Genomic DNA, 21,294 nt, shown 5'->3' with positions numbered 1-21,294 from the left:
TTTGGCGCCATCGCGCAAGATTATTCTCGCGTTTTGATTTGGACGATTATTTTCAACCGGGGAGTTCGTTATGGGTTTCATCAAATTTACCAAGGGCACCTCGTTGAGTGACAAGGACCGCAAGGCCCTGCAGAAGTTGCTCGGTGCCGAGAAGAAGAAGCTGCAGTCCGCGCTGAAGGACGTCGACGCCAGCATTTCGATGCTGGGCGGCTCCAAGAAGTCCAAGAAGAAGAAGAAGACGTAAGACTCGTCGGCCGGGACGCCGCACGAATCTTCAGGCTTCAGTTTTCGGGCTTCAGTTTTCAGATTTGGCCGCTCGCCTGTCGAGTTGGGGTCTCGCACAAGCTTGCGCCCGTAAACCGGCCAGCAATCGACAAGGATTCGCCGGAGTGGACCGCTAGAAGCGGTCCGCTCAGTTGATTCTTGCTCAGTTGATTCTTCCGTCATGGCAGGGGATTTGGCCCCGGCCTGACGCCATGGGCCCAATTGATGGCAGACGACAGAATTGAACTGTTTGTCGGACTGATCGAGACTTTTGACGCGCCGGATGCGGTTGATACGTGCCGGCGCCTGCTCTCGGTCGACGAACGGGTACGAGCCGACCGCTTCGTGTTCGAGCGGCACCAGCGACAGTATATTTTCGCGCACGCGATGTTGCGCCTTGCGCTCTCCCACGTCGCACCTGAGGTCGCACCGACCGACTGGTCATTTGCGGCCGGGCGTTACGGGCGGCCGTTTGTCGCATCGCCCAAGACCTCGAGCACGCTGCATTTCAGCCTGTCGCACGCCGACGGCTGCGTCGCCTGCGTCGTGTCAGGGCATGAGACCGTCGGCGTCGACGTCGAGACCGTGTCGCGTCGGGTGGCGCCGCTGTCGACCGCGCTTCGGTTCTTCGCGCCGGAAGAGGTCGAAGCGCTGCGCGGGCTGCCGGAGCCCGCCGCGACCGAGCGCTTCTTCGACTACTGGACGCTGAAAGAAGCCTATCTGAAGGCCAGAGGTTTCGGCCTCAATTTGCCGCTCGACGCCTTCGCCATGCAGGTATCTCGCGAGGCCATCGAGATCAGCTTCAAGCCCGATATCGCCGACGATCCGCAAGGGTGGCGATTCCAGCTGATCTCGCCGTCGCCCTCGCATCGTCTCGCGATCGCCGACGGCTCCCGCGCCAGCGGCGGCCTTCCCATCACGCGCAATGCGTGGCCGCTGCAGGAGGCAGCTGAATGACGCCGCGGCTGCGTGTCTTTCCCGCGATTTCGCGCAACCGCGACCCCAAGAAATATGTCGGTGAGTTGATGCGAGTGGCGCAGTTCGCCGACCGCAACGGCTTCGAAGGCATCCTGCTGTTCGAAGGCAACGACGTGTTCGTCGAGCCCTGGGCGATGGCCCAGCACATCATCGGCGAGACGACGAGGTCCTCGCCGCTGATCGCGGTCAATCCGGTCTACATGCACCCGTTCACGGCGGCAAAATTCGTCTCGTCCTTTGCGCAGCTCCACAGCCGCAAGGTCTATCTCAACATGATCACGGGAACTGCGGTCAGCGATCTGCAGGGGCTGGGCGACGAGCAGTTGCATGCCGACCGCTATGTCCGGCTCGGCGAATTCGTCTCGCTGATGCGCCAGCTGCTGGCAAGCCCGCGACCGGCGAGTTTCGAGGGCCGGTTCTACCGCGCAAGCAATCTGCAACTGCGGCCGCGCCTGCCGCCGGAGCTGATGCCGGAATTTCTGGTCGCGGGCCAGTCCGAGGCGGCACGGCGCGTGGCGAAGGAGACCGGCTGCATCAAGATGCAGATGCTACCGCCCGATCTCGACCGCGGCCTCGACGCACCAGGAATGAATTTCGGCATTTTTGCCCGCGAGGGACGCGACGAGGCACGGCAAGTGGCAAAGGCGCGGTTCCGCGATAATGCCGACGATCGCGAGCTGCTCGCGCTCACCGTGGAAAACAGCGACTCGGTGTGGAAGCGGCGCCTCTACGAGGGCCAGAGCGGCGAGCTCGCAGACAATGGCTACTGGCTGCTGCCGTTCCTGACCTTCCAGGCCGACTGCCCCTACCTCGTCGGCAGCTACGCGGAGATCGGCGCGAAGCTGAAGGAGTTTGCCGCCAAGGGGCTGACCACGATCATGCTCGACATGGTCGCGGACGAGACCGAGATGCAGCACGTCTGCAAGGCGCTCGCGGTAAGCGGGATGTTTTGAGATCGAATTATCAAGGAAGTGCCTCTTCTCCCTCTCCCCGTTCTTACGGGGAGAGGGTCGGGGTGAGGGGCTCTCTCTGCGGGCGAGATATGCCTGAGACCTGTACCCCCTCACCCGGAATTTGCTCGCGCAAATTCCGACCTCTCCCCGCAAGCGGGGAGAGGTAAACTTCACCGCGCCTCTTCGAACCCCGCCAGCACCGAGGTCAGGTTCGCGCCGAGGATGTCAGAGAGATAGCCGCCCTCCTGCACGAACACGGTCGGCAGGCCCAACTTCGCGATGGCCTGGCCGATGCGGCGGAAGCCGCGCGTGGTGACGGCGAGACCCTTCAGCGGATCGTGCTCGGAGGCGTCGAGGCCGAGCGCGATGACGAGGGCGCCAGGCGCAAAGGACTCGATCGCCTTGCGTGCGACGTCCATCGCCTGGATGTAGCCGTCATCTCCGGTGCCGATCGCCAGGGGAATGTTGAGATTTGTGCCGAGGCCGGGACCTTCACCGCGCTCATGTGCGTAGCCCCACACGTAAGGATAATACGCGACGGGATCGGCATGGATCGAGACCGTGTAGACGTCCGGCCGCGCGTAAAAAATTCCTTGCGTGCCGTTGCCGTGATGGACGTCGACGTCGAGGATCACGACGCGCTCGTGCTTCTGCCGCAGATGCGCCGCCGCGATCGCGCTGTTGTTGAGGAAGCAGAAGCCGCCGGCCATGTCGCGATAGGCGTGATGACCGGGCGGACGGCAGAGCGCATAGGTCGCGTCCTCGCCGTCCATCACCATCTGTGCCGCGGTGACCGCGACGTCGGTCGCAGCGCAGGCCGCGGCCCAGGTGCCCGGGCCGATCGGCGCCGCGGTGTCGGCGGTGTGCCAGCCGAGCTTGCCGGTGATATGGGTGGGATAAGTCGCGGCATGGCGCACCGGATGGATGTTGCCGATCATCTCCGGACCGGAATCGCCGAGCGCGGTCCAGGCGTCCCAGGCCTCGCTCAGGAACGACAGATATTCCGGACTGTGGATGCGCGCACGCGGCCCCTGCCCGAATGTGGTTGGTTCGACCAGTTGGTGCTTGCCGTCCTTGAGGCCTTTGAGCAGGCGGTCGGCACGTTCGGGCTGCTCGGTGGTACGCTTGACGACACCGCGAACCAGGAAGAATTGCGGATCGTGGCTGCGATGCAGCTCGGTATGGACGGCTTTCACTCGAACACTCCGTGGTCGCTTTGAGGGTGCCACAGATGTCTAAATCCCCGCGGCGGCGAGATGCAAGCAAGAAGAATGCCGTCCCTTTCGCACCGCCCTGCGCCTGAAGCAGATCGCTCGTGAAGCTCAGCAACGCCCGCGCTGGAGGCAGTGCTCGCGGCCCTGCTGGTCGGTGCGAAAGGACTCGACGAAGCCGCCCTGACGCTGGGTGACGAAGATCGTCTTGCCGTCGTGGCCGCCGAAAGCGAGGTTGGTCGGCTCCTTGGCCCTCAGCGCGATCTCCCGCTCGACCGCGCCATTGGCCTTCATCAACGTGATGGTGCCCTTGAGGATGCGCGCGACATAGAGGCGGCCAGCCATGTCGGTGCGCAGGCCATCGACGCTGTCGGGCTGAAACGCCTTGACGAGTTTTGGACTGGTGAGCTCGTTGCCGCCGATCGTGTAGGACCAGATCTGGCCGCTGCTGGATTCCCCGACATAGAGCGTCTTGTCATCGGGGCTGAGATCGATGCCGTTGGTGGTGCCCATCGCGCGCGGCGCCGACATGAGCTGTCCCTGCACCGTTCCGTCGGCTGCCTTCGCGATGCGCCAGATATGGCCTTCGCGACCTTTCCAGTTCGGATCACTCGCGTAGATCGTGCCGTCGCGGGCGATGGTGATGTCGTTGGGCTGGTTCATCTCGTCGGAGTGAAACCAGATGGCGGGCTCGGTCGATCCCTTCGGGATCGCGAAGATGTTGTGCTTCTTGTAGTCGGCAATGAACATGGTGCCGTCGCGCGCGAAGCGGATGGCATTGCCGACGCTGCCCTCGGGCAGCGCCGTGAAGGGCTCGGACGCCGCGCCGCCGACAGGCAGCTTGCCGATGGTGCCGGGCTTGCCGAAATTGACGACGAAGAGATTGCCGTCGAGATCGGCGGCCGGCCCTTCGATGCCGAAGGTGTATTCGCCTGATGGCGTCACCTGCACGCTTTCGAACAGTTTTGTTTCTGCTCGTGCCTGTGCCGTCGCAAGGACGAGAACAACGCTACTGCACAGGCACCAGAAATTCCTGCCGGATGTAATAGCCATCGCCGTCGCTGCACTCGCCATTCAGGTAGGGATCGGCCGGCCGGAAGAAGCGGCTGAAGCCGGGTTTGTCTACAGCGTTCCTTTGTGTCACGACGACGACCTTGGCAGCCGGTATTTCGCCGCATTCCCTGTTGGTTTTCCCAAAGAACTTGCGCTGCGGCGGGCCGGACTTGATCCGCATCCGGATGCCTGGAACCATTTTTGACACCAGCAGATCCGCCGTGTCGAGCAGGCGCGTGTAACCAGGCTCGGCCTTCGGCAGGCCTTCGCCACCCGGCGGCATCAGCTTCTCCGCGCCTAACCCACGAAGCCGCGTGCGCAACTTTCCGGAGTCGGGATCACCAGGATAGATCCAGCCATCCTGCGACAGCATGAAGCGAAGCACCGTCGCGTCCTTCTGAGCGTCAGATAGGCCCGGCTTCAGGCCGAAGTCCGAGTGACAGCCGACGCAGTGCTTTTCGACGAGGCCTTTGCGCAAATTGATGAGCCGGACGCTGTTCTGCGCATCTCTGGCCACGAAGACAGCCAGTTGATCGATCAGCGCCTGGCTACGCATGTCGCAGGGCAACGGCGGCGGCGCATCGCCCGCGGCGCGGTCGATCCGGATCACGGTCTGGTTCTTGTCCTCGACCAACCAGATTGCGCCGTCCTCCGCGACCGTCATGCCGACGGGCGCACCTTGCGGCCGCGCGCCGTTGACGCGGTGCCAGCCTGCGACCAGCTCCTCGAACGGCGCGGCCGCGACGTCGCCACCCTCGGTCTGAAAGCTGTGGGTCGGATCGGCCGCGCAGCTGACATGATAAGACACCGGCGCCGGGGCGGGCTTCGGGAAGCCGTGGTCGTCGACGTCATAGACGATGACGCGGCTGCCGGTCGGGCGATAGCCATGCAGGCCGACCAGCAGCTTGCCCTCGAGCTCCGGAAATTTCGCGCCGTGATAATAGAGCATCGCGAGCGGCGCGCCGTGCGGCGGCAGCAGCGAGAACGGCGCCTTGTAGAGAGCGTTGGCGGTGCACAGCGATTTGTAGATCCCCGACTGCAATACGATCCTGAATTCGGGACTCGGCGTCGACAAATCGTAGCAATAAGGCCAACCGTAATGCCTGCCCTGCTCGATGGCGTTGATCTCCTCGTTCGGCTTGAAAATGTCAGGCAGGTCGCGGCCGTTCTCGCCTTGCAGGAAGGCATAGCCCGCATCGGGAAAGTTCGGGTGCAGCGCCAGCGCCATCGAGTTGCGCAGGCCGCGCGCATAGACGCCGTGCGGCGGGTCGGGTTCGCCAGGCTTCAACGCCGGGAAGATACCGCCCGGGGGCGGCGTGAACAGCCAGATCGACGCCATCGCGGAAGCACCCTCGGCCGCCGCGCAAGGTCGCGTGATCGGCGCCGGCGTGATGCAGTCGTCGCTGTGCGAGCCGATGTTGACGAACAGCCGGCCGTTCCTGTCGAACACAAACTGCTTGAGCGGGTGCGCGCTCTCCTCGAGCCTGGTGCCGTCGGGCAATGTGATCCGGCGGCCCGGCATCTGACGGACGATGGTCTCGACCGTGTCGCGCGGATTGTCGGCGAGCGGATCGAACCGGAAGATCGTCTCCGCGCTCGAGGCATAGAGCTTCTTGTCCGGACCGATCACGAGGCCAAACGGATATTCGATTGCAGTGAGCAGCTCCTTGAACCGCCGTCCCTGGGGCGCGCGCGGGTCGAGCAACAGCAGTCGGCCATCGGTATGGCCCCAGCCCGCCATGTCGGCGACCACGAACAGGTCACGACCGGGCACCTGGATGATCGCCCGCGGGAATTTCAGCCGATCCTCCTCGCTGGCGACGAGGCCGGCGCAAAATCCGGCCTTCATGTCGATCTGGATTCTGGGAAAAGCCAGATCGGCACTGCCGCAGGTCTCCGTGCCGATCGCATAGCCGCTCTTGCGGACCGGTTCTGATGAGCCTACCGAGGGGAGGGTCAGGAGCACCACCAAGGCGCCCGCGCATGCGCGCAGGCTTCGGCTTTCACGCCAAAATGTGAGGTGGTTCACGGCGCCTCCCGGACTTTCCGTCCAGGGTTGTTCCATGCCGCGGGAACGCCGTCCAGTTGATCAACACCCCCTTGTGATCAAACCAGCAGGGGGCTTGGCGCCGACCAATCTCCGTAGATTCCCTTACCGGGCTCGACCCGAATGTTTCGCGAAGGCTTGGAATGGTATCGGTTTGCCGTCCCAATCGCTCCCAATAGGAGACGCATATGGTCCAGGTCTATTTTCACTGCTCCAATACCGAGGGCACGCTGATCGATCGCAGCGGCACAGCCGTGACCAACCTGACCGAGGCGCGCGACCGTGCCGCCCAGATCATGAACGCGATGATCCTGACGCCCGGCGCTGAGGATTGGCGCGACTGGGTGATCCATGTCAGCGGCTCCGACGGCGAGGAGATCTTCGACCTCCCCTTCACTGCCATGCTCGGCAAGCCGCACTGAGGTGATGCCATGTTGCTCGCGTCACTGACCCTGCTCCGCCAGCCCCTGAGCTTCGTCGCCGGCAAATGGCAGACGCTGATCCGGATCGCGGGCAATCCCTACCGGCCCGAGCTCCACTACATGCGCGGGCCTGGCCCGAAATGGCACGCCAAGTATCAGGCCAGCCGGCTGCATCGCGCGCGCTGAGCTCTGCGGCTTCCGCTTCCCACTGATCGGTCTCTCAACTCGTGATGCCCGAGCATAGCCGTCCGAAGGACGGCGTCGCTTCCGCTCGCCTATGCCCCGGGCATTCACGCGTTGGCGCCTCCCCCGCCTGCTTCACACCAGCCATGTCGCGCCTCCCTTTCGATATTCTCGGTGGGGACGATGTGCCATTGTCCGCGCACTCCGCCGATTGCGGAGCTCAGCGCAACGAAGCCAAACCGAAGACAGCACACAGACATCATCATGCCGCACCAGTTCAGCCACGCCCAAACCGTCCGCAAGCCCGCCATCACAACCAAAGGCGGCATCGTCGCCGCGCAGTCGCGGCGGGCGGCCGAAGTGGGGGCGCAAGTGCTGGCGGCGGGCGGCGACTGCGTGGATGCGATCGTCGCCACCACCTTCGCGCTCAACGTGCTGGAGCCCTGGAACAGCGGCATGGGCGGCGGCGGCGCGATGGTGCTCTACCGTGCCGCGGAAAATCGCTACGAAGTGATCGACTACGGCATGTGCGCGCCGCAAAGCCTGCGCGCCGCCGACTATCCGCTCAGCGGCGAAGGCGCGGCTTCCGATCTGTTCCCCTGGCAGCGGGTGAAGGACGACCGCAACATCCACGGCCCCGCCGCGATCGCCGTGCCCGGCGTCGTCGCCGGCATGGAGGAGGCGCATCGCCGTCACGCGAAGTTGCCGTGGAAGGATCTGGTCGCGCCGGCAGCGGCCCTCGCCGGCGAAGGCCTGCTGGTTGACTGGTGGACCACGCTGACGATCGCGGCATCGGCGGCCGATCTTCGGCGCTATCCCGCGAGCGCGACAACGTTCCTGAAGGACGGCCTGCCGCCAAGCGCGCCATGGGGCATCAAGTCCGAGACGCGACTGCCGCTGGACACGCTGAAGGCGACGCTGTCGCACCTTGCCGACGCCGGTCCGCGCGATTTCTACCATGGCGATCTCGCCAGAAGCATCGCATCCGATATCAAGGCCGACGGCGGCGCGCTGTCGGTGGAGGACCTCGTCGCGTTCCGAGCTCATCTGCGCGAGCCGCTGGCGATCCCCTATCGCGGCGGCAAGGTGTTTGCGACGCCGGAGCTCACGGCCGGACCGACCATGGCGCATGCGCTGCGCCTGTTGCAGCAGAACCTGAAGCCGGGAAGCGCGCCAGACGCGGCCGCCTATGCCGAATATGCGCTCGCCCTGCAATCGGCTTATCGCGAGCGGCTCAAGGATATGGGCGATGCCGACGGCAAGCGCTCGCTCGGCGCGGACTATCTGGCGCCCGCCTGCACCACGCACTTCTCCGTGGTCGACCGCCACGGCAACATCGCGGCGGTGACGCAGACGTTGCTGTCATCCTTCGGCTCGAAATACGTCACGCCGCACACCGGCATCGCCATGAACAACGGCATCATGTGGTTCGACCCGACGCCGGGCACCACCAACTCGCTCGCCCCAGGCAAGCGCTGTCTCACCAACTACACGCCTGTCATCGCCGAGACCGCGGACGGCAAGCGGCTCGCGGTCGGCGCCTCCGGCGGTCGCCGCATCCTGCCGTCGGTGATGCAGATCGTGTCGTTTGCGATGGATTTCGGCATGGATCTCGATGCCGCGATCCACCAGCCGCGCATCGATGCAAGCGAAGGCGCGATCGTGATCGGCGATACCCGGTTGCCAGCGGAAGTCCGCAAGGCACTCGCCGCGCGCTTCGACTACGAGGAGACGCGGGTGCAGTCCCTGCCGCAGAAGTTCGCCTGCCCGAGCGTCGTGATGCGCAACGGCGGCACCAATTCCGGCGCGGTCGAGATTTTTCATCCTTGGGCCGATGCGGTGGCGGAAGCCTAAGGCTTAACGAAAACCGATTGAGCCGCGAGCACCGCTGCACCTCTTCCGCTTGCGGGAGAGGTCGACGCGCGCCGGGCGATGCAAAGCATCGTCCCGAGCGCGGCGGGTGAGGGCTCTCTCCTCTTGGGGATTCCCTGTATGGAAACACCCTCTCCCCAGCCCTCTCCCGCAAGCGGGAGAGGGAGCGCACCTGTGCTGCGGCAACAGTAAATCTAATCGCGCCGTTAGATCCCGAGCCGGTCGCGCACCCGGCCTGCGATCACTGCCGTCGTCACGCCCACCGGCCAGAATGCGTGCATCGGGATCGGCTTGATGCCGGTGACGGGCATGTCGAGCTCGGCCTTGGCGCCTCCGATCAGACGTCGTGCGAGCTGTGCGCCCATCGCGGTCGAGAGCGCGACGCCGCGGCCGTTGCAGCCGAGCGAGATCAGGACGTTGTCCGCGGGCTCGTGCACATGCGGATAATGATCCCCGGTGATGGCGAGCCGGCTGTTCCAGCCATGGGTCCAGGCGACGCCCTCGAGTTGCGGCCATAGCCGCTCGGCGTATCGCATGAGATAGGCGACGTCGCGCGGCGAATTGATCCAGCGCATCGGACCACGACCACCCATCAAGAGGCGGTTCTGCTGATCGACGCGGTAATAGACGGTGATGTGGCCGCTCTCGTAAAGGACGGGACGCGTCGGCATGATCGAACGGGCCACATCGTCGGACAACGGCGCGGTGGCCGCGATCGAGGAGAACACCGGCACGATGGTTCGGCGAAGCGCCGGCCAGAGATCGTCCGTAAAACCGTTGGTCGCGAGCAGCACCTTGTCGGCATGCACCACCGCGCGCGGCGTCCCGATGCGCCAACGGCTGCCCTCGCGGCGTAGCGACAGCGCCGGTGTCTCGCCGTGCACCTTTGCGCCCGCGGAGATCGCGGCGCGCGCGAGACCGCGGGCATAACTGAGCGGATGCAGATCGCCGCCGCGGGTATCCAGCATGGCGCCGACGTAGCGATCGGTGCCGGTCATCGCGCGCAGCTGCTCGCGGTTCAGGTACGACACCGGCATGCCGCGGGCAGTGCATTGCCGCGCGGTTGTCTCGATCGCGGCGGCGCTGGCCTGGTTATAGGCCGCGCGCAGCGTGCCGTTCTGCCGCGCCTCGCACGGGATCTGGTAGCGGCGGATCAAATCGTGGGTGAAGTTCGTCGTGCCGTAGGAGAAGTCGATCATGCGGCGGCCGAGCTCAGTGCCAAAATCGGCTTCGATCTGATCGGGGTCGTGCTTCAGTCCCGGATTGGTGTGGCCGCCATTATTGCCGGATGCGCCCCAGCCCGGCTCCTGCGCCTCCAGCACCAGTGCCTCCACGCCCTGCTCGGCCAGATGCAACGCCGTGGACAGACCGGTGTAGCCGCCGCCGACGATGGCGACCGAGACCGTCTTGTCGATTTCGAGCGGCGGCGTGGCCACCGGCGCGACGGCGGTGTCGGCATAGAGGGACGGCGGCAGAGGCAGGCGCGTGGTCATGGCAAGGACCGGTCAGAGCGGATGCAGCACGCGGCGCAAAAAATCCTGCGTGCGCGGATGCTGGGGTTGATTGAGCAGCGCCTTGGCCGGCCCCTGCTCGACGATGACACCGCCGTCGATGAACAGCACGCGGTCGGCGACGTCGCGGGCAAAGCCCATCTCGTGCGTAACGACGACCATGGTCATGCCGTCGTCAGCAAGCTTGCGCATCACGCCGAGAACGTCGCCGACCAGTTCAGGATCGAGCGCCGAGGTCGGTTCGTCGAACAGGATGGCCTTGGGCTGCATCGCCAGCGCCCGCGCGATCGCGACGCGTTGCTGCTGGCCGCCGGAGAGCTGCGGCGGATGTTCGTTGGCTTTCTCGGCAAGGCCCACCTGGGCGAGCAGCGCGCGGCCACGCTCGAATGCGGCAGCGCGCGGCTCCTTCTTCACATAGAGCGGACCTTCGACCACGTTCTCCAGCACCGTTCGGTGCGGAAACAAATTGAAGCGCTGGAACACCATCGAGACCTGGGTGCGGACTTGCACGATCGACGGCGCGTCGCGGTCGACCTTCAATCCCTCGACGCTGATCTCGCCGCGGTCGTAGCTTTCGAGACCGTTGATACAGCGCAAGATGGTGGACTTGCCGGAGCCGGAGGGCCCGACGATGCAGACCACCTCGCCCTTCTGCACGGAGGCCGTGATGCCCTTGAGCACCTCGTTTTCGCCAAAGCTCTTGTGGACGTCGGTCAGCTCGATCATTTCTTGCCGGCCCGCTTCTCGAAGTGACGGACCAGCAGGATCAGCGGAATGCTCATGGTGAGATACATCAGCGCAACCATCGTGAACACGTTGGTGTTCTTGAAGGTCGAGGACGCGATCAGCTTGCCTTGCAGCGCGAGCTCGGCGACCGTGATGGTCGAGGCCTGCGAGGAATCCTTCAGCATCATGATCATGACGTTGCCGTAAGGCGGCAACACGATTCGCACCGCCTGCGGCAGCACGACGCGGCGCATGGTCAGCCACCAGCCCATGCCGATCGATTGCGCCGCCTCGATCTGCCCCTTGTCGATGGCCTCGATGCCGGCGCGGAAATTTTCCGCCTGATAGGCCGAGTAGGCGATGCCGAGCCCAAGGATCGCAGCCTGCAACGCGGACAGCGTGACGCCGAGATCCGGCATCACGAAGTAGAGGTAGAACAACAGCACGATGATCGGAATGCCGCGGATCACATTGATCAGGCTGGCGCTGAGCAGCGACAGGACGCGGATGCCGGAGACCCGCATCATCGCCCAGACGAGGCCAAGCACCGTCGACAGCAGCAGCGAGCCGATGGTGACGACGATCGTCAGCACGACGCCGCTCATCAGGATCGGGAAGAATTCCGCCGCGTCGTGCCAGAAGCCTTTCATCGATCAGCCTTCATCGATTGACCTCTCGCGATCAACCCTGCGCCTTCAGGCCCCATTTATCGAGGATCTTCTCGATGGTTCCGTTGGCCTTGAGCTTGGCGAGCGAGGCGTTGATCTTGCCGAGCAGCGCGCTCTCGCCCTTGCGGACGCCGATGCCGACCGAGCCGACAGTAGCAGGCTTGTAGCTGTCGACGAGCCGCACCTCGGGGAAGCCGCCCTGCTTCAGATTGTAGGCGAGGATCGGATAATCGGCATAACCGGCCTTGAGGCGGCCGGTGTTCACGTCGCGCAGGATGTCGGGAATGGTATCGTAGGCCTTGACGTCGGCGAACAGGCCGGACTTCTTCAGCGCATCGACGAAGGCGGTGCCGACCTGGGCGCCGACCGTCTCGCCTTTCAGATCGTCCTGCGTGGCGTAGGCCTTGGTATCGCCCTTCGGCACGACGAGGCCTTCCCCGTAAGTGTAGATCGGATCGGAGAAGTCGACGACCTCCTTGCGCGGCGCGGTGATGAACATCGCGGCCGCGATGATGTCGATCTTGCTGGAGGTCAGCGACGGGATCAGCGCCGAGAACGCCATCGGCTCGATCTGCACGTTGAGGCCGGCATCCTTGCCGATCTCGGTGATGAGATCGACCATGATGCCCTGGATGGTGTTGGTCTTGGTGTCGAGGAAGGTGAAGGGAATGCCTGTCGGCGTCGAACCAACCTTCAGCACCTGCTGCGCCGAAGCCGGCGCTGCTGCGGCAATCGCGAGTGCCGCGACCGCGGCCTGGACAAAACGCTTCAACGCCATCGCATTCCCCTTTGGGCTCGGCCGATGGCGGCGCTCGCAGATGTCGTGATCGCAGACATTGCGGGCCGAGCCGTTTCGGCCTATTTTCACCAACATGAAAATTTGGTCACACTTTCGCGGGTCATGCAAGCGGTTTTCATGCACATGAAGGAAGCGGTTTGACGTGAGCGGTGGCAAAAGAATGCGCAGACCGGCCGCCGCAAAGCCGGTGAAGAAGGTGCAGATAAAGGCGAAGGCGAAAGCCAACGCCAACACCAAGGCTATCGCCAAAGCCGCCGAGCCCGCGATGGACATCGCGGTCGGCCGCCGTATCCGCGATCTCAGGCGCATCAGGCAATTCTCGCTCGAGACGGTCGCTTCGCGCACGGATCTGTCGATCGGCTTCCTCAGCCAGATCGAGCGCGGCCTGTCGTCGCCGTCGCTGCGTGTGCTGGCCACGCTCGCCGACGTGCTCGGCGTCGGCATCGCCGCGCTGTTCGGCGCGAGCCCGAACGCCGACGGTGCATCCAATCAAATCGTCACGCGCGGGCTTCAGCGGCCCGAGCTGAAGCTCTGGCGCACCGGCGTGTCCAAGCAATTGCTGAGCCCGGCCAGCGCCGACAACCGGCTCAACCTGTTCCTGGTGCATCTGGAGCCAGGCGGCTCCACCGGCGACGAGCTCTACACTCATGACGGCGAGGAAGCCGGCCTCGTCCTCGAAGGCGAGATGATGCTGACGGTGGACAGCGAGACATGGTCGCTGAAGACGGGCGACAGTTTTCGGTTTGCAAGCCGGCGGCCGCACCGGTTTTCCAATCCGGCCAATGACGCGAAGTCCGTGGTGCTGTGGGTGAACTGCGTGACAGGGACGGCGTAGCCGCAGTTGTCATTGCGAGCGAAGCGAAGCAATCCAGACTCTCACCGCGGAGACACTCTGGATTGCTTCGTCGCTTCGCTCCTCGCAATGACGGGAGGATAGAGTCTTAGCCGAACCGGTACTTGTACCGGTCCACCGTCAGCGCGCTCACGTCAATGTCCGGTTTCTTGCCCGACAGCATGTCGGCGAGCACGCGGCCGGAGCCGCAGGACATGGTCCAGCCGAGCGTGCCGTGGCCGGTGTTGAGGTGAAGGTTGGCGTATTGCGTCGGGCCGATCACGGGCGGGCCGTCCGGGGTCATCGGGCGCAGGCCGCTCCAGAACGTCGCCTTGGAGAGATCGCCGCCGCGCGGGAACAGATCGGTCAGCGAATGATCGAGCGTGGCGCGGCGCGCATCATAGAGCTGGCTCGAGAAGCCGGAGATTTCGGCGGTGCCGCCGACGCGGATGCGATTTCCCAAACGGGTGATGGCCACCTTGTAGCTCTCGTCCATCACAGTCGATTCCGGCGCGCCGGAAACGTCCTTGATCGGCACCGTGATCGAATAGCCCTTCACGGGATAGACCGGCAGCGAAATATCGAGCGGCGCGACCAGCCGCGACGACCAGCTTCCGAGAGCGAGCACGTAAGCGTCTGCCTGCAACATTCCGGCGCTGGTCACGACGCCGCTGACGCGCGCGCCGTCGGTGACGATGCGGTCGATGCCGGTGTTGAACATGAAGCGCACGCCGAGCGCCTCGGCATGCTTGGCCAGCGCCTGCGTGAACATGTGACAGTCGCCGGTCTCGTCCTGCGGCAGCCGAAGTCCGCCCGCGAACTTCTCCTTCACGCCCGCCAGCGCCGGCTCGGCCGCAATGCAGCCCTCACGGCTCAGCACCTCGAAGGGCACGCCGTACTGCTTGAGCACGGCGATGTCCTCACCGGTGCCGTCGAGCTGGGCCTGGTAGCGGAACAGCTGCAGCGTGCCCTGGGAGCGCTCGTCATACTGGATGCCGATGTCGCGGCGCAGATCGCGCAGGCAATCGCGGCTATATTCCGCGATCGGAATCATCCGGCTCTTGTTGATCGCGTAGCGTTCGCTGGTGCAATTGCGCAGCATCTTCAGCAGCCAGACCCACATCACGGGATCGAGCTTCGGCCGGATCACAAGGGGGCCGTGCTTCATCAGCAGCCATTTGACCGCCTTCACCGGTACGCCGGGGCCGGCCCAGGGCGAAGAATAGCCGGGCGACACTTCGCCGGCGTTGGCAAAGGAGGTCTCGAGCGCCGGTTCGGGCTGACGGTCGACAACCGTCACCTCATGGCCGGCACGCGCGAGGTAGTAGGCAGAGGTGACACCGATGACACCGCTGCCGAGGATCAGAACTTTCACGCTTGGTCAAACTCCCGCGGCATCACGCTCGCCGCTGCAAGAGGAACTCCGCAACGGCGAGAGCAATTATCAGGCCACCCGCTTGATGGCATCGCCGAGGATCGACACGATATCGTCGATGTGGCTCTTCTCGACGATGAGCGGAGGCGACAGCGCAAAGCTATCGCCGCTCATGCGGAAGTACAGCCCGCGATTGAAGCAATCGACCATGACGTCGTAGCCACGCACGCCGACGGTACCGTCACGGGGTGACAGCTCGACCGCGCCCATCAGGCCGCAATTGCGGATGTCGACGACGTTGGGCAGGCCCTTCAGCGAATGCAGCGCATCGCGCCAGTATTCGGAGATCGACGCACCGCGCGTCAGCAGGCCCTCGTCCTTGTAGATGTCGAGCGTCGCGATGCCCGCGGCGCAGGCGACCGGATGCGCCGAATAGGTATAGCCGTGGAACAGCTCCATCGCGTTCTCCGGGCCGACCATCAGGCCGTCATGCACCTTGCGGCTCGCGAACACGGCGCCGCAGGGAATGGTGCCGTTGGTGATGCCCTTGGCCGTCGTCATCATATCGGGCGTGACGCCGAAGAAGTTGGCGGCGAACGGCGTGCCGAGGCGGCCGAAGCCGGTGATGACCTCGTCGAAGATCAGGAGGATGCCGTGCTTGTCGCAGATCTCGCGCAGGCGCTGGAGATAGCCCTTCGGCGGCGGCAACACCGCGGTCGAGCCCGGCACGGGCTCGACGATGACGGCAGCAATGGTCTCGGCGCCGTGCAAGGCCACCAGCCGCTCGAGATCATCGGCGAGCTCGGCGCCATGCTCGGGCTGATCCTTGGCGAAGGCGTTGCGGGTGAGATCGTGGGTGTGGCGAATGTGGTCGACGCCCGGCAGCAGGGTCGCGAAGGCACGACGGTTGGCGACCATGCCGCCGACCGAGGTGCCGCCGAATCCGACGCCGTGATAGCCGCGCTCGCGGCCGATCAGGCGGGTGCGGCTCGCCTGGCCGTTGGCACGGTGATAGGCGAGCGCGATCTTCAGCGCGGTGTCGACCGACTCGGAGCCGGAATTGGTGAAGAAGATGCGATCGAGGCCCTTCGGCGCGATCTCGGCCAGACGCTCGGCGAAGTCGAATGCCAGCGGATGGCCCATCTGGAACGACGGCGCGAAGTCCAGCGTCATCAGCTGGCGCTCGACGGCGGCGGCGATCTGCTTGCGGCCGTGGCCGGCATTGACGCACCAGAGGCCGGCGGAGGCGTCGATCACCTTGCGGCCGTCGACGGTGGTGTAGTGCATGCCCTCGGCCGAGGAGAACAGGCGCGGCGCCTTCTTGAACTGCCGGTTGGCCGTGAACGGCATCCAGAACGAGTCGGTCTTGATGGTGTTCGGAATCTGATGAAGGGTCACGGGCCACGCTCCTTTGCTGACCTGCTACCAGAGGCACGGCTTGAAAAGCGCAACAAGTCCTTTTCTGACCGGCTGCAAGCCATTGATTTGACTAGGGCTGCCGGTCCATATTTGCGCGATCCGCAACACCTGCAACACGGGACAGGGACATGAGCGTCGATATCGGTGGACGGCTGCGATTCATCCGGGCGCGCCAGAAGCTGTCGCAGCGCGAACTCGCCAAACGCGCCGGCGTCACCAATTCGACGATCTCGCTGATCGAATCCAACCAGATGAACCCCTCGGTCGGCGCGCTCAAGCGCATCCTCGACGGCATTCCGATGGGGCTCGCCGAGTTCTTCGCGCTGGAGCCGGAGAGCCGGCGCAAGATATTCTACCGCGGTGAAGAGCTGACCGAGGTCGGCAAGAAGCCGATCTCGTATCGGCAAATCGGCGACAATCTGTTCGGTCGCAGCCTGCAGATCCTGAAGGAGCGCTACGAGCCCGGCAGCGACACCGGGCGCGTTCATCTCGTCCATGACGGCGAGGAAGGCGGCATCGTGATCTCGGGCAAGCTCGAAGTCACCGTCGAGGACGAGCGCCGCATCCTCAATCCGGGCGATGCCTACTACTTCGAGAGCCGTCGCCCGCATCGCTTCCGCTGCGTCGGCGGCAAGCCGTGCGAGGTGATCTCGGCCTGCACACCGCCGACGTTTTGAAGTTGTCCGCAATCCTACGGAGCCACCGGTATCTTACGGAGCTTGAGCCATCTCAATTTCCGCAGCCTGATCCTCTATATGTTTCGAGCCATAGCCAAGCAGCCTCCGCTTTCCGGAGGCGCTTCGTAACAGGGCTCGCTATGAAGATCACGCTCGCAAATGCAGAGGCCGCGCTCGATGAAGTGCAGCGCGACAGCGACAAGCTCCATTCGGAGGAGCTGCGCAAGACCATCGCGAATTACATCGAGGCGCAGCGAGAAGCGCTCAAGGCTCTACGCAAGAAGCTGCATTAGCACGCGGCGGAGCAAGACGGCCTCGCCGGCCGCTGCTAAAAGCCTACGTCAGCAACTCCTCCATCCGGATCGGGAAACGGCGGACACGTACGCCGGTCGCATGCCACACCGCGTTGGCGACTGCCCCTGCACTGCCGGTGATGCCGATCTCGCCGACACCCTTGATGCCGAGCGCGTTCACGTGCGGGTCGTGCTCATCGACCGTGATCACGTCGAGCGGCGGCACGTCGGCATTCACCGGGATATGGTACTCGCCGAGATTGGCGTTCATGATCCGGCCGGTGCGGCGGTCGGTGATGGCTTCCTCGTGCAACGCGAAGGACAGGCCCCAGATCATGCCACCGAACAGCTGGCTCTGCACCATGCGCGGGTTGACGATGCGCCCCGCGGCGAAAGCGCCGACCATGCGGGTGACGCGGACCTGGCCGAGCTCGGGATCGACCTTCACCTCCGCGAATACCGCGCCATGGGCGTGCATCGCATACTCCTCCATCGCGGCCGGATTCGGCGCGCCGGTGCCGCGCGCCTCGACCTCGGCGACGCCGGCACGCGCGAGAATCTCGGAATAGCTTTCGCCGCGGCTCTCGTCGTCGCGCCGGATCAACCTGCCATCGCGCGCGATCACGCCGGCATTGCCGGCGCCGAACAGCGGCGAGCGCTCGTCGCCGGTGGCGAGATCGGCGAGCTTCGCAACCACGGCCGCGCCTGCGCTGTGGATCGCAGCACCCGCGGTTGCCGTATGTGCCGAGCCGCCGGCAATGCCGGCATCGGGCAGGTCGGATGAACCCGCCTTGAACTCGACGCGATCGATATCAAGCCCGAGTTCGTCGGCCGCAATCTGCGCAAGCGCCGTCCAGGCGCCCTGCCCCATGTCATGCGCGCCGATTTCCATGGCACCGGAGCCGTCGCGGCGAAGCACGGCACGCGCTTCGGCCTGGAACATCAATGCCGGGAAGGTCGCGGTACCCATGCCCCAGCCGACCAGAAGACCATCGTCGTTCCGCATCTGCCGCGGCTGGAGCGTTCGCTTCGCCCAGCCGAAGCGCGCCGCGCCCTGCTCGTAGCAGGCGCGCAGCGCCTTGGACGAGAACGGCTTGCCGGTGATGGGCTCGACCTCGGCATAGTTCTTCAGACGAAAGGCGAGCGGATCGATGCCGCAGGCCCAGGCCATCTCGTCGATCGCGCTCTCCAGCGCGATCGAGCCGGTCGCCTCGCCGGGCGCGCGCATGAACAGCGGCGTACCGGTGTTGACGCGCACGGCATCATGCGACGTGCGGATCGCAGGCGCCGCATAGAGCGTGTGCGAGGCATCGGCCGCGGGCTCGTAGAAATCGTCGAAGGTGCTCGACACGGTGCGCGCGTGGTGATCGAGCGCGGTCAGGCGCCCCTCGCCGTCGGCGCCGATGCGCAGCCGCTGCCGCGTCGGCGCGCGGTGGCCGACCGGGCCGTACATCTGCTCGCGGCGCAGCACCAGCTTGACTGGTTTGCCGACGAGCTTTGCCGCCATGATGCCGAGGACCGGAGGGCCGGCCATGAGCCCCTTCGAGCCGAAGCCGCCGCCGAGGAACGGGCTGCGGATATGGATCTTGTCGTGCGCGATGCCGAACAATTCGGCAACGCGCGCCAGCGACAGCATGAGGCCCTGGGTCGGCATGTCGATCTGCAGATTGTCGCCGTTCCAGGCAGCCACGATCGCATGCGGCTCCATCGCATTGTGATATTGCGGCGGCGTTTCGTAGACCGCGTCGATCCGCTTCTCGGCCGACGCAAGCTCCGCCTCGACATCGCCGCGGTAATTTTCCGTCGGGTTGCCGACGCCGACGACCGGCGGCACGAAGCTCTCACCCGCGTCGAGACCGATGAGCGCGGGCAGCGTCTCGTAGTGCGGCGCCAGCAGCGCCGCGCCTTCCGTCGCCGCCTCCAGCGTCTCGGCGATTACGACGGCGATCGGCTGGTTGGCGTAGCGGACCTCATTGCTCTGTAGCACCTCCATCCGGAATACGAATGGATTGGTCTTGATCTCGGGATCGATCGCGAGCTCAGGCTTGTGATCCGACGTCATGACATCGACGACGCCGGGATGACGTTTGGCAGCGCTGATATCGAGCGAGGTCACACGGCCACGCGAAATGCTCGCGACCGCCATCACCGCAAACAGCATGCCGGGCGGATGGTTGTCGGCGGCGTAGGTCGCCTGGCCCTTGACCTTGAGAACCCCGTCGCGGCGGGTCAGCGGCTGGCCGATGTTCGAGCCGTGGGGCAGATGAGCGGGCGCGCTGGTGAGATTGAGTTCAGGCATGGATCGCTCCGGACGTCGAGGCAAAGGGAGAGGCCGGCAGCGCGGCGATGCGCGCGGGCGTACCGGCGGCGGCAAGGCTCAGCGCGCGCACGACGACGCGGCGCGCGAGCTCGATCTTGAAGGCGTTGTCGCCGGACGGTTTTGCGTCGGCGAGCGCGCGCGAGGCGGCTTCCTGGAAAGCGTCCACCGTGGGCGGGACGTTCCTGAGCATGTCCTCCGCGGCGCGGGCGCGCCAGGGCTTTGCGGCGACACCGCCGAGCGCAAGCCGCGCCTCCGCGATCTTGCCGTTCTCGATCCGCAGCGCAGCGGCAGCCGAGACGACGGCAAACGCGTAGGACGTTCTATCGCGGACCTTGAGATAGCGCGCATGAGCCGCAAAGCCGCGCGCAGCGGGCGGCAGGCGCACCGCGACGATGAGATCACCCGGTTCGAGCGCCGATTCACGCTCGGGCGTATCGCCGGGCAGGCGATGCAGGTCGTCGAGCGCGATCTCGCGCCGCCCGCTCCTGCCCTCGATCTCGACGATGGCGTCGAGCGCGACCAGCGGCACGCAGAAGTCGGATGGATGCGTGGCGATGCAGTTTTCGCTCCAGCCGAGCACGGCGTGGGTGCGGTTCTCGCCGTCACGCGCGTCGCAACCGCTGCCGACCTCGCGCTTGTTGCAGCGGCTGGCGGTGTCGTAAAAATACGCGCAACGCGTCCGTTGCAGCAGATTTCCGCCGACGGTCGCTGCGTTGCGCAGTTGCGCCGACGCGCCGGAGAGCAGCGCTTCGGCGACAGCCGGGTAGGCCTTGGCGAAGTCGGCGTCATGCGCAAGATCGGCGTTGCTCACCAGCGCGCCGATACGCACACCACCGTCGGCAAGGCGCTCGATCTGATCGAGCCCGTCGAGATGCGTGACGTCGACCAGACGATCCGGACGGCTGACGCCGCCCTTCATCAGATCGAGCAGATTGGTGCCGGCGGCGAGATAGACGGCGCCCGGCTGCGCCGCGGCCGCGACGGCTTCGGCGACCGTGGCCGGCCTGACGTAATCAAATTGCTTCATGCGGAGCGCCTCTGATTGGATTCGTCCATCCCGGCCTGCGCGTCGAGCACGGCATCGACGATGCCGGCATAGGCGCCGCAGCGGCATAGATTGCCGCTCATGCATTCGCGGATGCGCTCGGGATCGTTGCCGGCCTGTGCCTCGCTCATCATGCCGATCGCGCTCATGATCTGGCCGGGCGTGCAGAAGCCGCACTGAAAGCCGTCATGGGCGATGAAGGCGGCCTGCACGGGGTGAAGCTGGTCGCCGCGCGCCACGCCCTCGATGGTGAGAATGTCGGCACCGTCATGGCTAATGGCCAGCGCGAGGCAGGAGTTGATCCGCTTGCCGTCGACGAGAATGGTGCAGGCGCCGCATTGACCGCGGTCGCATCCCTTCTTGGTTCCGGTCAGGTGGAGGCGCTCACGCAGGAGATCGAGCAACGTGACGCGCGCATCGTCGAGGACGAAGTCGCGCCGCGCACCGTTCACGGTGAGGCTGATGGAGTGGTTCATATAAGGCTCCGATCAGATATGGACATGAGTCGTCGCGCAGCGCGCCACCGCCGTGGCCGCCGTCGATTCCGCGCCGCCCGAATATCATCCGAGCCAACGTCTTCAGCGAAGATACGGAGGCAGCCTCCGCTTAACAAGGGCCGCCGAAAAATTTTGGAATTCGTCAAAAG

General features: G+C 65.1%; 21 protein-coding genes. 9 read left to right on the top strand and 12 right to left on the bottom strand.

Annotation, left to right across the window (positions count from 1 at the left end):
* Positions 1 to 70: 70 nt before the first annotated feature.
* From ABIB80_RS29330 to ABIB80_RS29320, 3 genes are all read left to right on the top strand, one after another.
* A complete protein-coding gene (locus ABIB80_RS29330; RefSeq protein WP_007600599.1) occupies positions 71 to 244 on the top strand; it encodes a hypothetical protein in 174 nt (57 codons plus the stop codon).
* A 245-nt stretch (positions 245 to 489) separates the two neighbouring features.
* On the top strand, positions 490 to 1,221 hold the full coding sequence (locus ABIB80_RS29325) for a 4'-phosphopantetheinyl transferase family protein (RefSeq protein WP_007600598.1): 732 nt from the start codon (positions 490 to 492) through the stop codon (positions 1,219 to 1,221).
* A complete protein-coding gene (locus ABIB80_RS29320; protein ID WP_007600597.1) occupies positions 1,218 to 2,195 on the top strand; it encodes an LLM class flavin-dependent oxidoreductase in 978 nt (325 codons plus the stop codon). Before ABIB80_RS29325 ends, ABIB80_RS29320 begins: the two co-directional genes overlap by 4 nt.
* Before the next feature lie 170 nt (positions 2,196 to 2,365).
* Here the strand turns inward: ABIB80_RS29320 and ABIB80_RS29315 are convergent, their stop codons facing one another.
* The 3 genes from ABIB80_RS29315 to ABIB80_RS29305 all read right to left on the bottom strand — a co-directional run bounded on the left by ABIB80_RS29315 (position 2,366) and on the right by ABIB80_RS29305 (position 6,488).
* Positions 2,366 to 3,391 carry a histone deacetylase family protein gene (locus tag ABIB80_RS29315; protein WP_007600596.1) on the bottom strand — a complete coding sequence of 342 codons (1,026 nt, stop codon included), beginning with the start codon at positions 3,389 to 3,391 and terminating at the stop codon, positions 2,366 to 2,368.
* Between the two features lie 126 nt (positions 3,392 to 3,517).
* Positions 3,518 to 4,459, bottom strand: a complete 942-nt coding sequence (locus ABIB80_RS29310) for an SMP-30/gluconolactonase/LRE family protein (RefSeq protein WP_007600595.1) — start codon at positions 4,457 to 4,459, stop codon at positions 3,518 to 3,520.
* Positions 4,416 to 6,488 (bottom strand): PQQ-dependent sugar dehydrogenase, encoded by a 2,073-nt coding sequence (locus tag ABIB80_RS29305; RefSeq protein ID WP_007600594.1) that lies wholly within the window; start codon positions 6,486 to 6,488, stop codon positions 4,416 to 4,418. The genes ABIB80_RS29310 and ABIB80_RS29305 overlap by 44 nt, the downstream gene beginning before the upstream one ends.
* Before the next feature lie 206 nt (positions 6,489 to 6,694).
* Here ABIB80_RS29305 and ABIB80_RS29300 point away from each other — a divergent pair, with 206 nt between their 5' ends.
* The 3 genes from ABIB80_RS29300 to ABIB80_RS29290 all read left to right on the top strand — a co-directional run bounded on the left by ABIB80_RS29300 (position 6,695) and on the right by ABIB80_RS29290 (position 8,965).
* Entirely contained in the window at positions 6,695 to 6,928 is a 234-nt protein-coding gene (locus ABIB80_RS29300; RefSeq protein ID WP_007600593.1) for a DUF6894 family protein, read from the top strand.
* 9 nt (positions 6,929 to 6,937) lie between these two features.
* Positions 6,938 to 7,114 (top strand): hypothetical protein, encoded by a 177-nt coding sequence (locus tag ABIB80_RS29295; protein ID WP_007600591.1) that lies wholly within the window; start codon positions 6,938 to 6,940, stop codon positions 7,112 to 7,114.
* A 261-nt stretch (positions 7,115 to 7,375) separates the two neighbouring features.
* Positions 7,376 to 8,965: a gamma-glutamyltransferase family protein gene (locus ABIB80_RS29290; RefSeq protein WP_035995514.1), complete on the top strand. Its 1,590-nt coding sequence runs from the start codon at positions 7,376 to 7,378 to the stop codon at positions 8,963 to 8,965.
* Between the two features lie 224 nt (positions 8,966 to 9,189).
* Here ABIB80_RS29290 and ABIB80_RS29285 read toward each other — a convergent pair whose 3' ends face one another.
* The 4 genes from ABIB80_RS29285 to ABIB80_RS29270 are packed head-to-tail and all read right to left on the bottom strand — an operon-like array spanning position 9,190 to position 12,666.
* A complete protein-coding gene (locus ABIB80_RS29285; RefSeq protein ID WP_007600587.1) occupies positions 9,190 to 10,476 on the bottom strand; it encodes an NAD(P)/FAD-dependent oxidoreductase in 1,287 nt (428 codons plus the stop codon).
* A 12-nt stretch (positions 10,477 to 10,488) separates the two neighbouring features.
* Entirely contained in the window at positions 10,489 to 11,220 is a 732-nt protein-coding gene (locus tag ABIB80_RS29280; protein WP_007600586.1) for an amino acid ABC transporter ATP-binding protein, read from the bottom strand.
* Positions 11,217 to 11,870, bottom strand: a complete 654-nt coding sequence (locus ABIB80_RS29275; protein ID WP_007600584.1) for an amino acid ABC transporter permease — start codon at positions 11,868 to 11,870, stop codon at positions 11,217 to 11,219. Before ABIB80_RS29275 ends, ABIB80_RS29280 begins: the two co-directional genes overlap by 4 nt.
* A 31-nt stretch (positions 11,871 to 11,901) precedes the next feature.
* Positions 11,902 to 12,666: an ABC transporter substrate-binding protein gene (locus tag ABIB80_RS29270; RefSeq protein WP_007600582.1), complete on the bottom strand. Its 765-nt coding sequence runs from the start codon at positions 12,664 to 12,666 to the stop codon at positions 11,902 to 11,904.
* A 181-nt stretch (positions 12,667 to 12,847) separates the two neighbouring features.
* On the opposite strand from ABIB80_RS29270, the gene ABIB80_RS29265 reads away from it, so the two are divergent.
* Complete coding sequence (locus ABIB80_RS29265; protein ID WP_007600580.1) at positions 12,848 to 13,522, top strand: helix-turn-helix domain-containing protein; 675 nt, start codon at positions 12,848 to 12,850, stop codon at positions 13,520 to 13,522.
* Positions 13,523 to 13,628: 106 nt separating this feature from the next.
* Here ABIB80_RS29265 and ABIB80_RS29260 read toward each other — a convergent pair whose 3' ends face one another.
* Together ABIB80_RS29260 and aptA are read right to left on the bottom strand one after the other, a co-directional pair.
* A complete protein-coding gene (locus ABIB80_RS29260; protein ID WP_007600579.1) occupies positions 13,629 to 14,894 on the bottom strand; it encodes a D-amino acid dehydrogenase in 1,266 nt (421 codons plus the stop codon).
* A 69-nt stretch (positions 14,895 to 14,963) separates the two neighbouring features.
* On the bottom strand, positions 14,964 to 16,292 hold the full coding sequence (gene aptA / locus ABIB80_RS29255; RefSeq protein ID WP_007600575.1) for an omega-aminotransferase AptA: 1,329 nt from the start codon (positions 16,290 to 16,292) through the stop codon (positions 14,964 to 14,966).
* Between the two features lie 149 nt (positions 16,293 to 16,441).
* On the opposite strand from aptA, the gene ABIB80_RS29250 reads away from it, so the two are divergent.
* Both ABIB80_RS29250 and ABIB80_RS29245 read left to right on the top strand, forming a co-directional pair.
* Entirely contained in the window at positions 16,442 to 16,990 is a 549-nt protein-coding gene (locus ABIB80_RS29250; RefSeq protein ID WP_007600574.1) for a cupin domain-containing protein, read from the top strand.
* A gap of 140 nt (positions 16,991 to 17,130) precedes the next feature.
* Complete coding sequence (locus tag ABIB80_RS29245; RefSeq protein ID WP_007600573.1) at positions 17,131 to 17,283, top strand: hypothetical protein; 153 nt, start codon at positions 17,131 to 17,133, stop codon at positions 17,281 to 17,283.
* 43 nt (positions 17,284 to 17,326) lie between these two features.
* On the opposite strand, the gene ABIB80_RS29240 is transcribed toward ABIB80_RS29245, so the two are convergent.
* The 3 genes from ABIB80_RS29240 to ABIB80_RS29230 are packed head-to-tail and all read right to left on the bottom strand — an operon-like array spanning position 17,327 to position 21,124.
* Positions 17,327 to 19,582 (bottom strand): xanthine dehydrogenase family protein molybdopterin-binding subunit, encoded by a 2,256-nt coding sequence (locus ABIB80_RS29240; RefSeq protein WP_354128862.1) that lies wholly within the window; start codon positions 19,580 to 19,582, stop codon positions 17,327 to 17,329.
* Complete coding sequence (locus tag ABIB80_RS29235; RefSeq protein WP_007600571.1) at positions 19,575 to 20,630, bottom strand: FAD binding domain-containing protein; 1,056 nt, start codon at positions 20,628 to 20,630, stop codon at positions 19,575 to 19,577. Before ABIB80_RS29235 ends, ABIB80_RS29240 begins: the two co-directional genes overlap by 8 nt.
* Positions 20,627 to 21,124 carry a (2Fe-2S)-binding protein gene (locus ABIB80_RS29230; RefSeq protein ID WP_007600564.1) on the bottom strand — a complete coding sequence of 166 codons (498 nt, stop codon included), beginning with the start codon at positions 21,122 to 21,124 and terminating at the stop codon, positions 20,627 to 20,629. The genes ABIB80_RS29235 and ABIB80_RS29230 overlap by 4 nt, the downstream gene beginning before the upstream one ends.
* Between the last annotated feature and the right edge of the window lie 170 nt (positions 21,125 to 21,294).

This window comes from Bradyrhizobium sp. i1.15.2, assembly GCF_040548425.1.
GTDB lineage: Bacteria > Pseudomonadota > Alphaproteobacteria > Rhizobiales > Xanthobacteraceae > Bradyrhizobium > Bradyrhizobium canariense.
The sequence above is the reverse complement of the archived record's forward strand: the minus strand, read 5'-3'. Positions and strand labels throughout refer to the sequence as shown.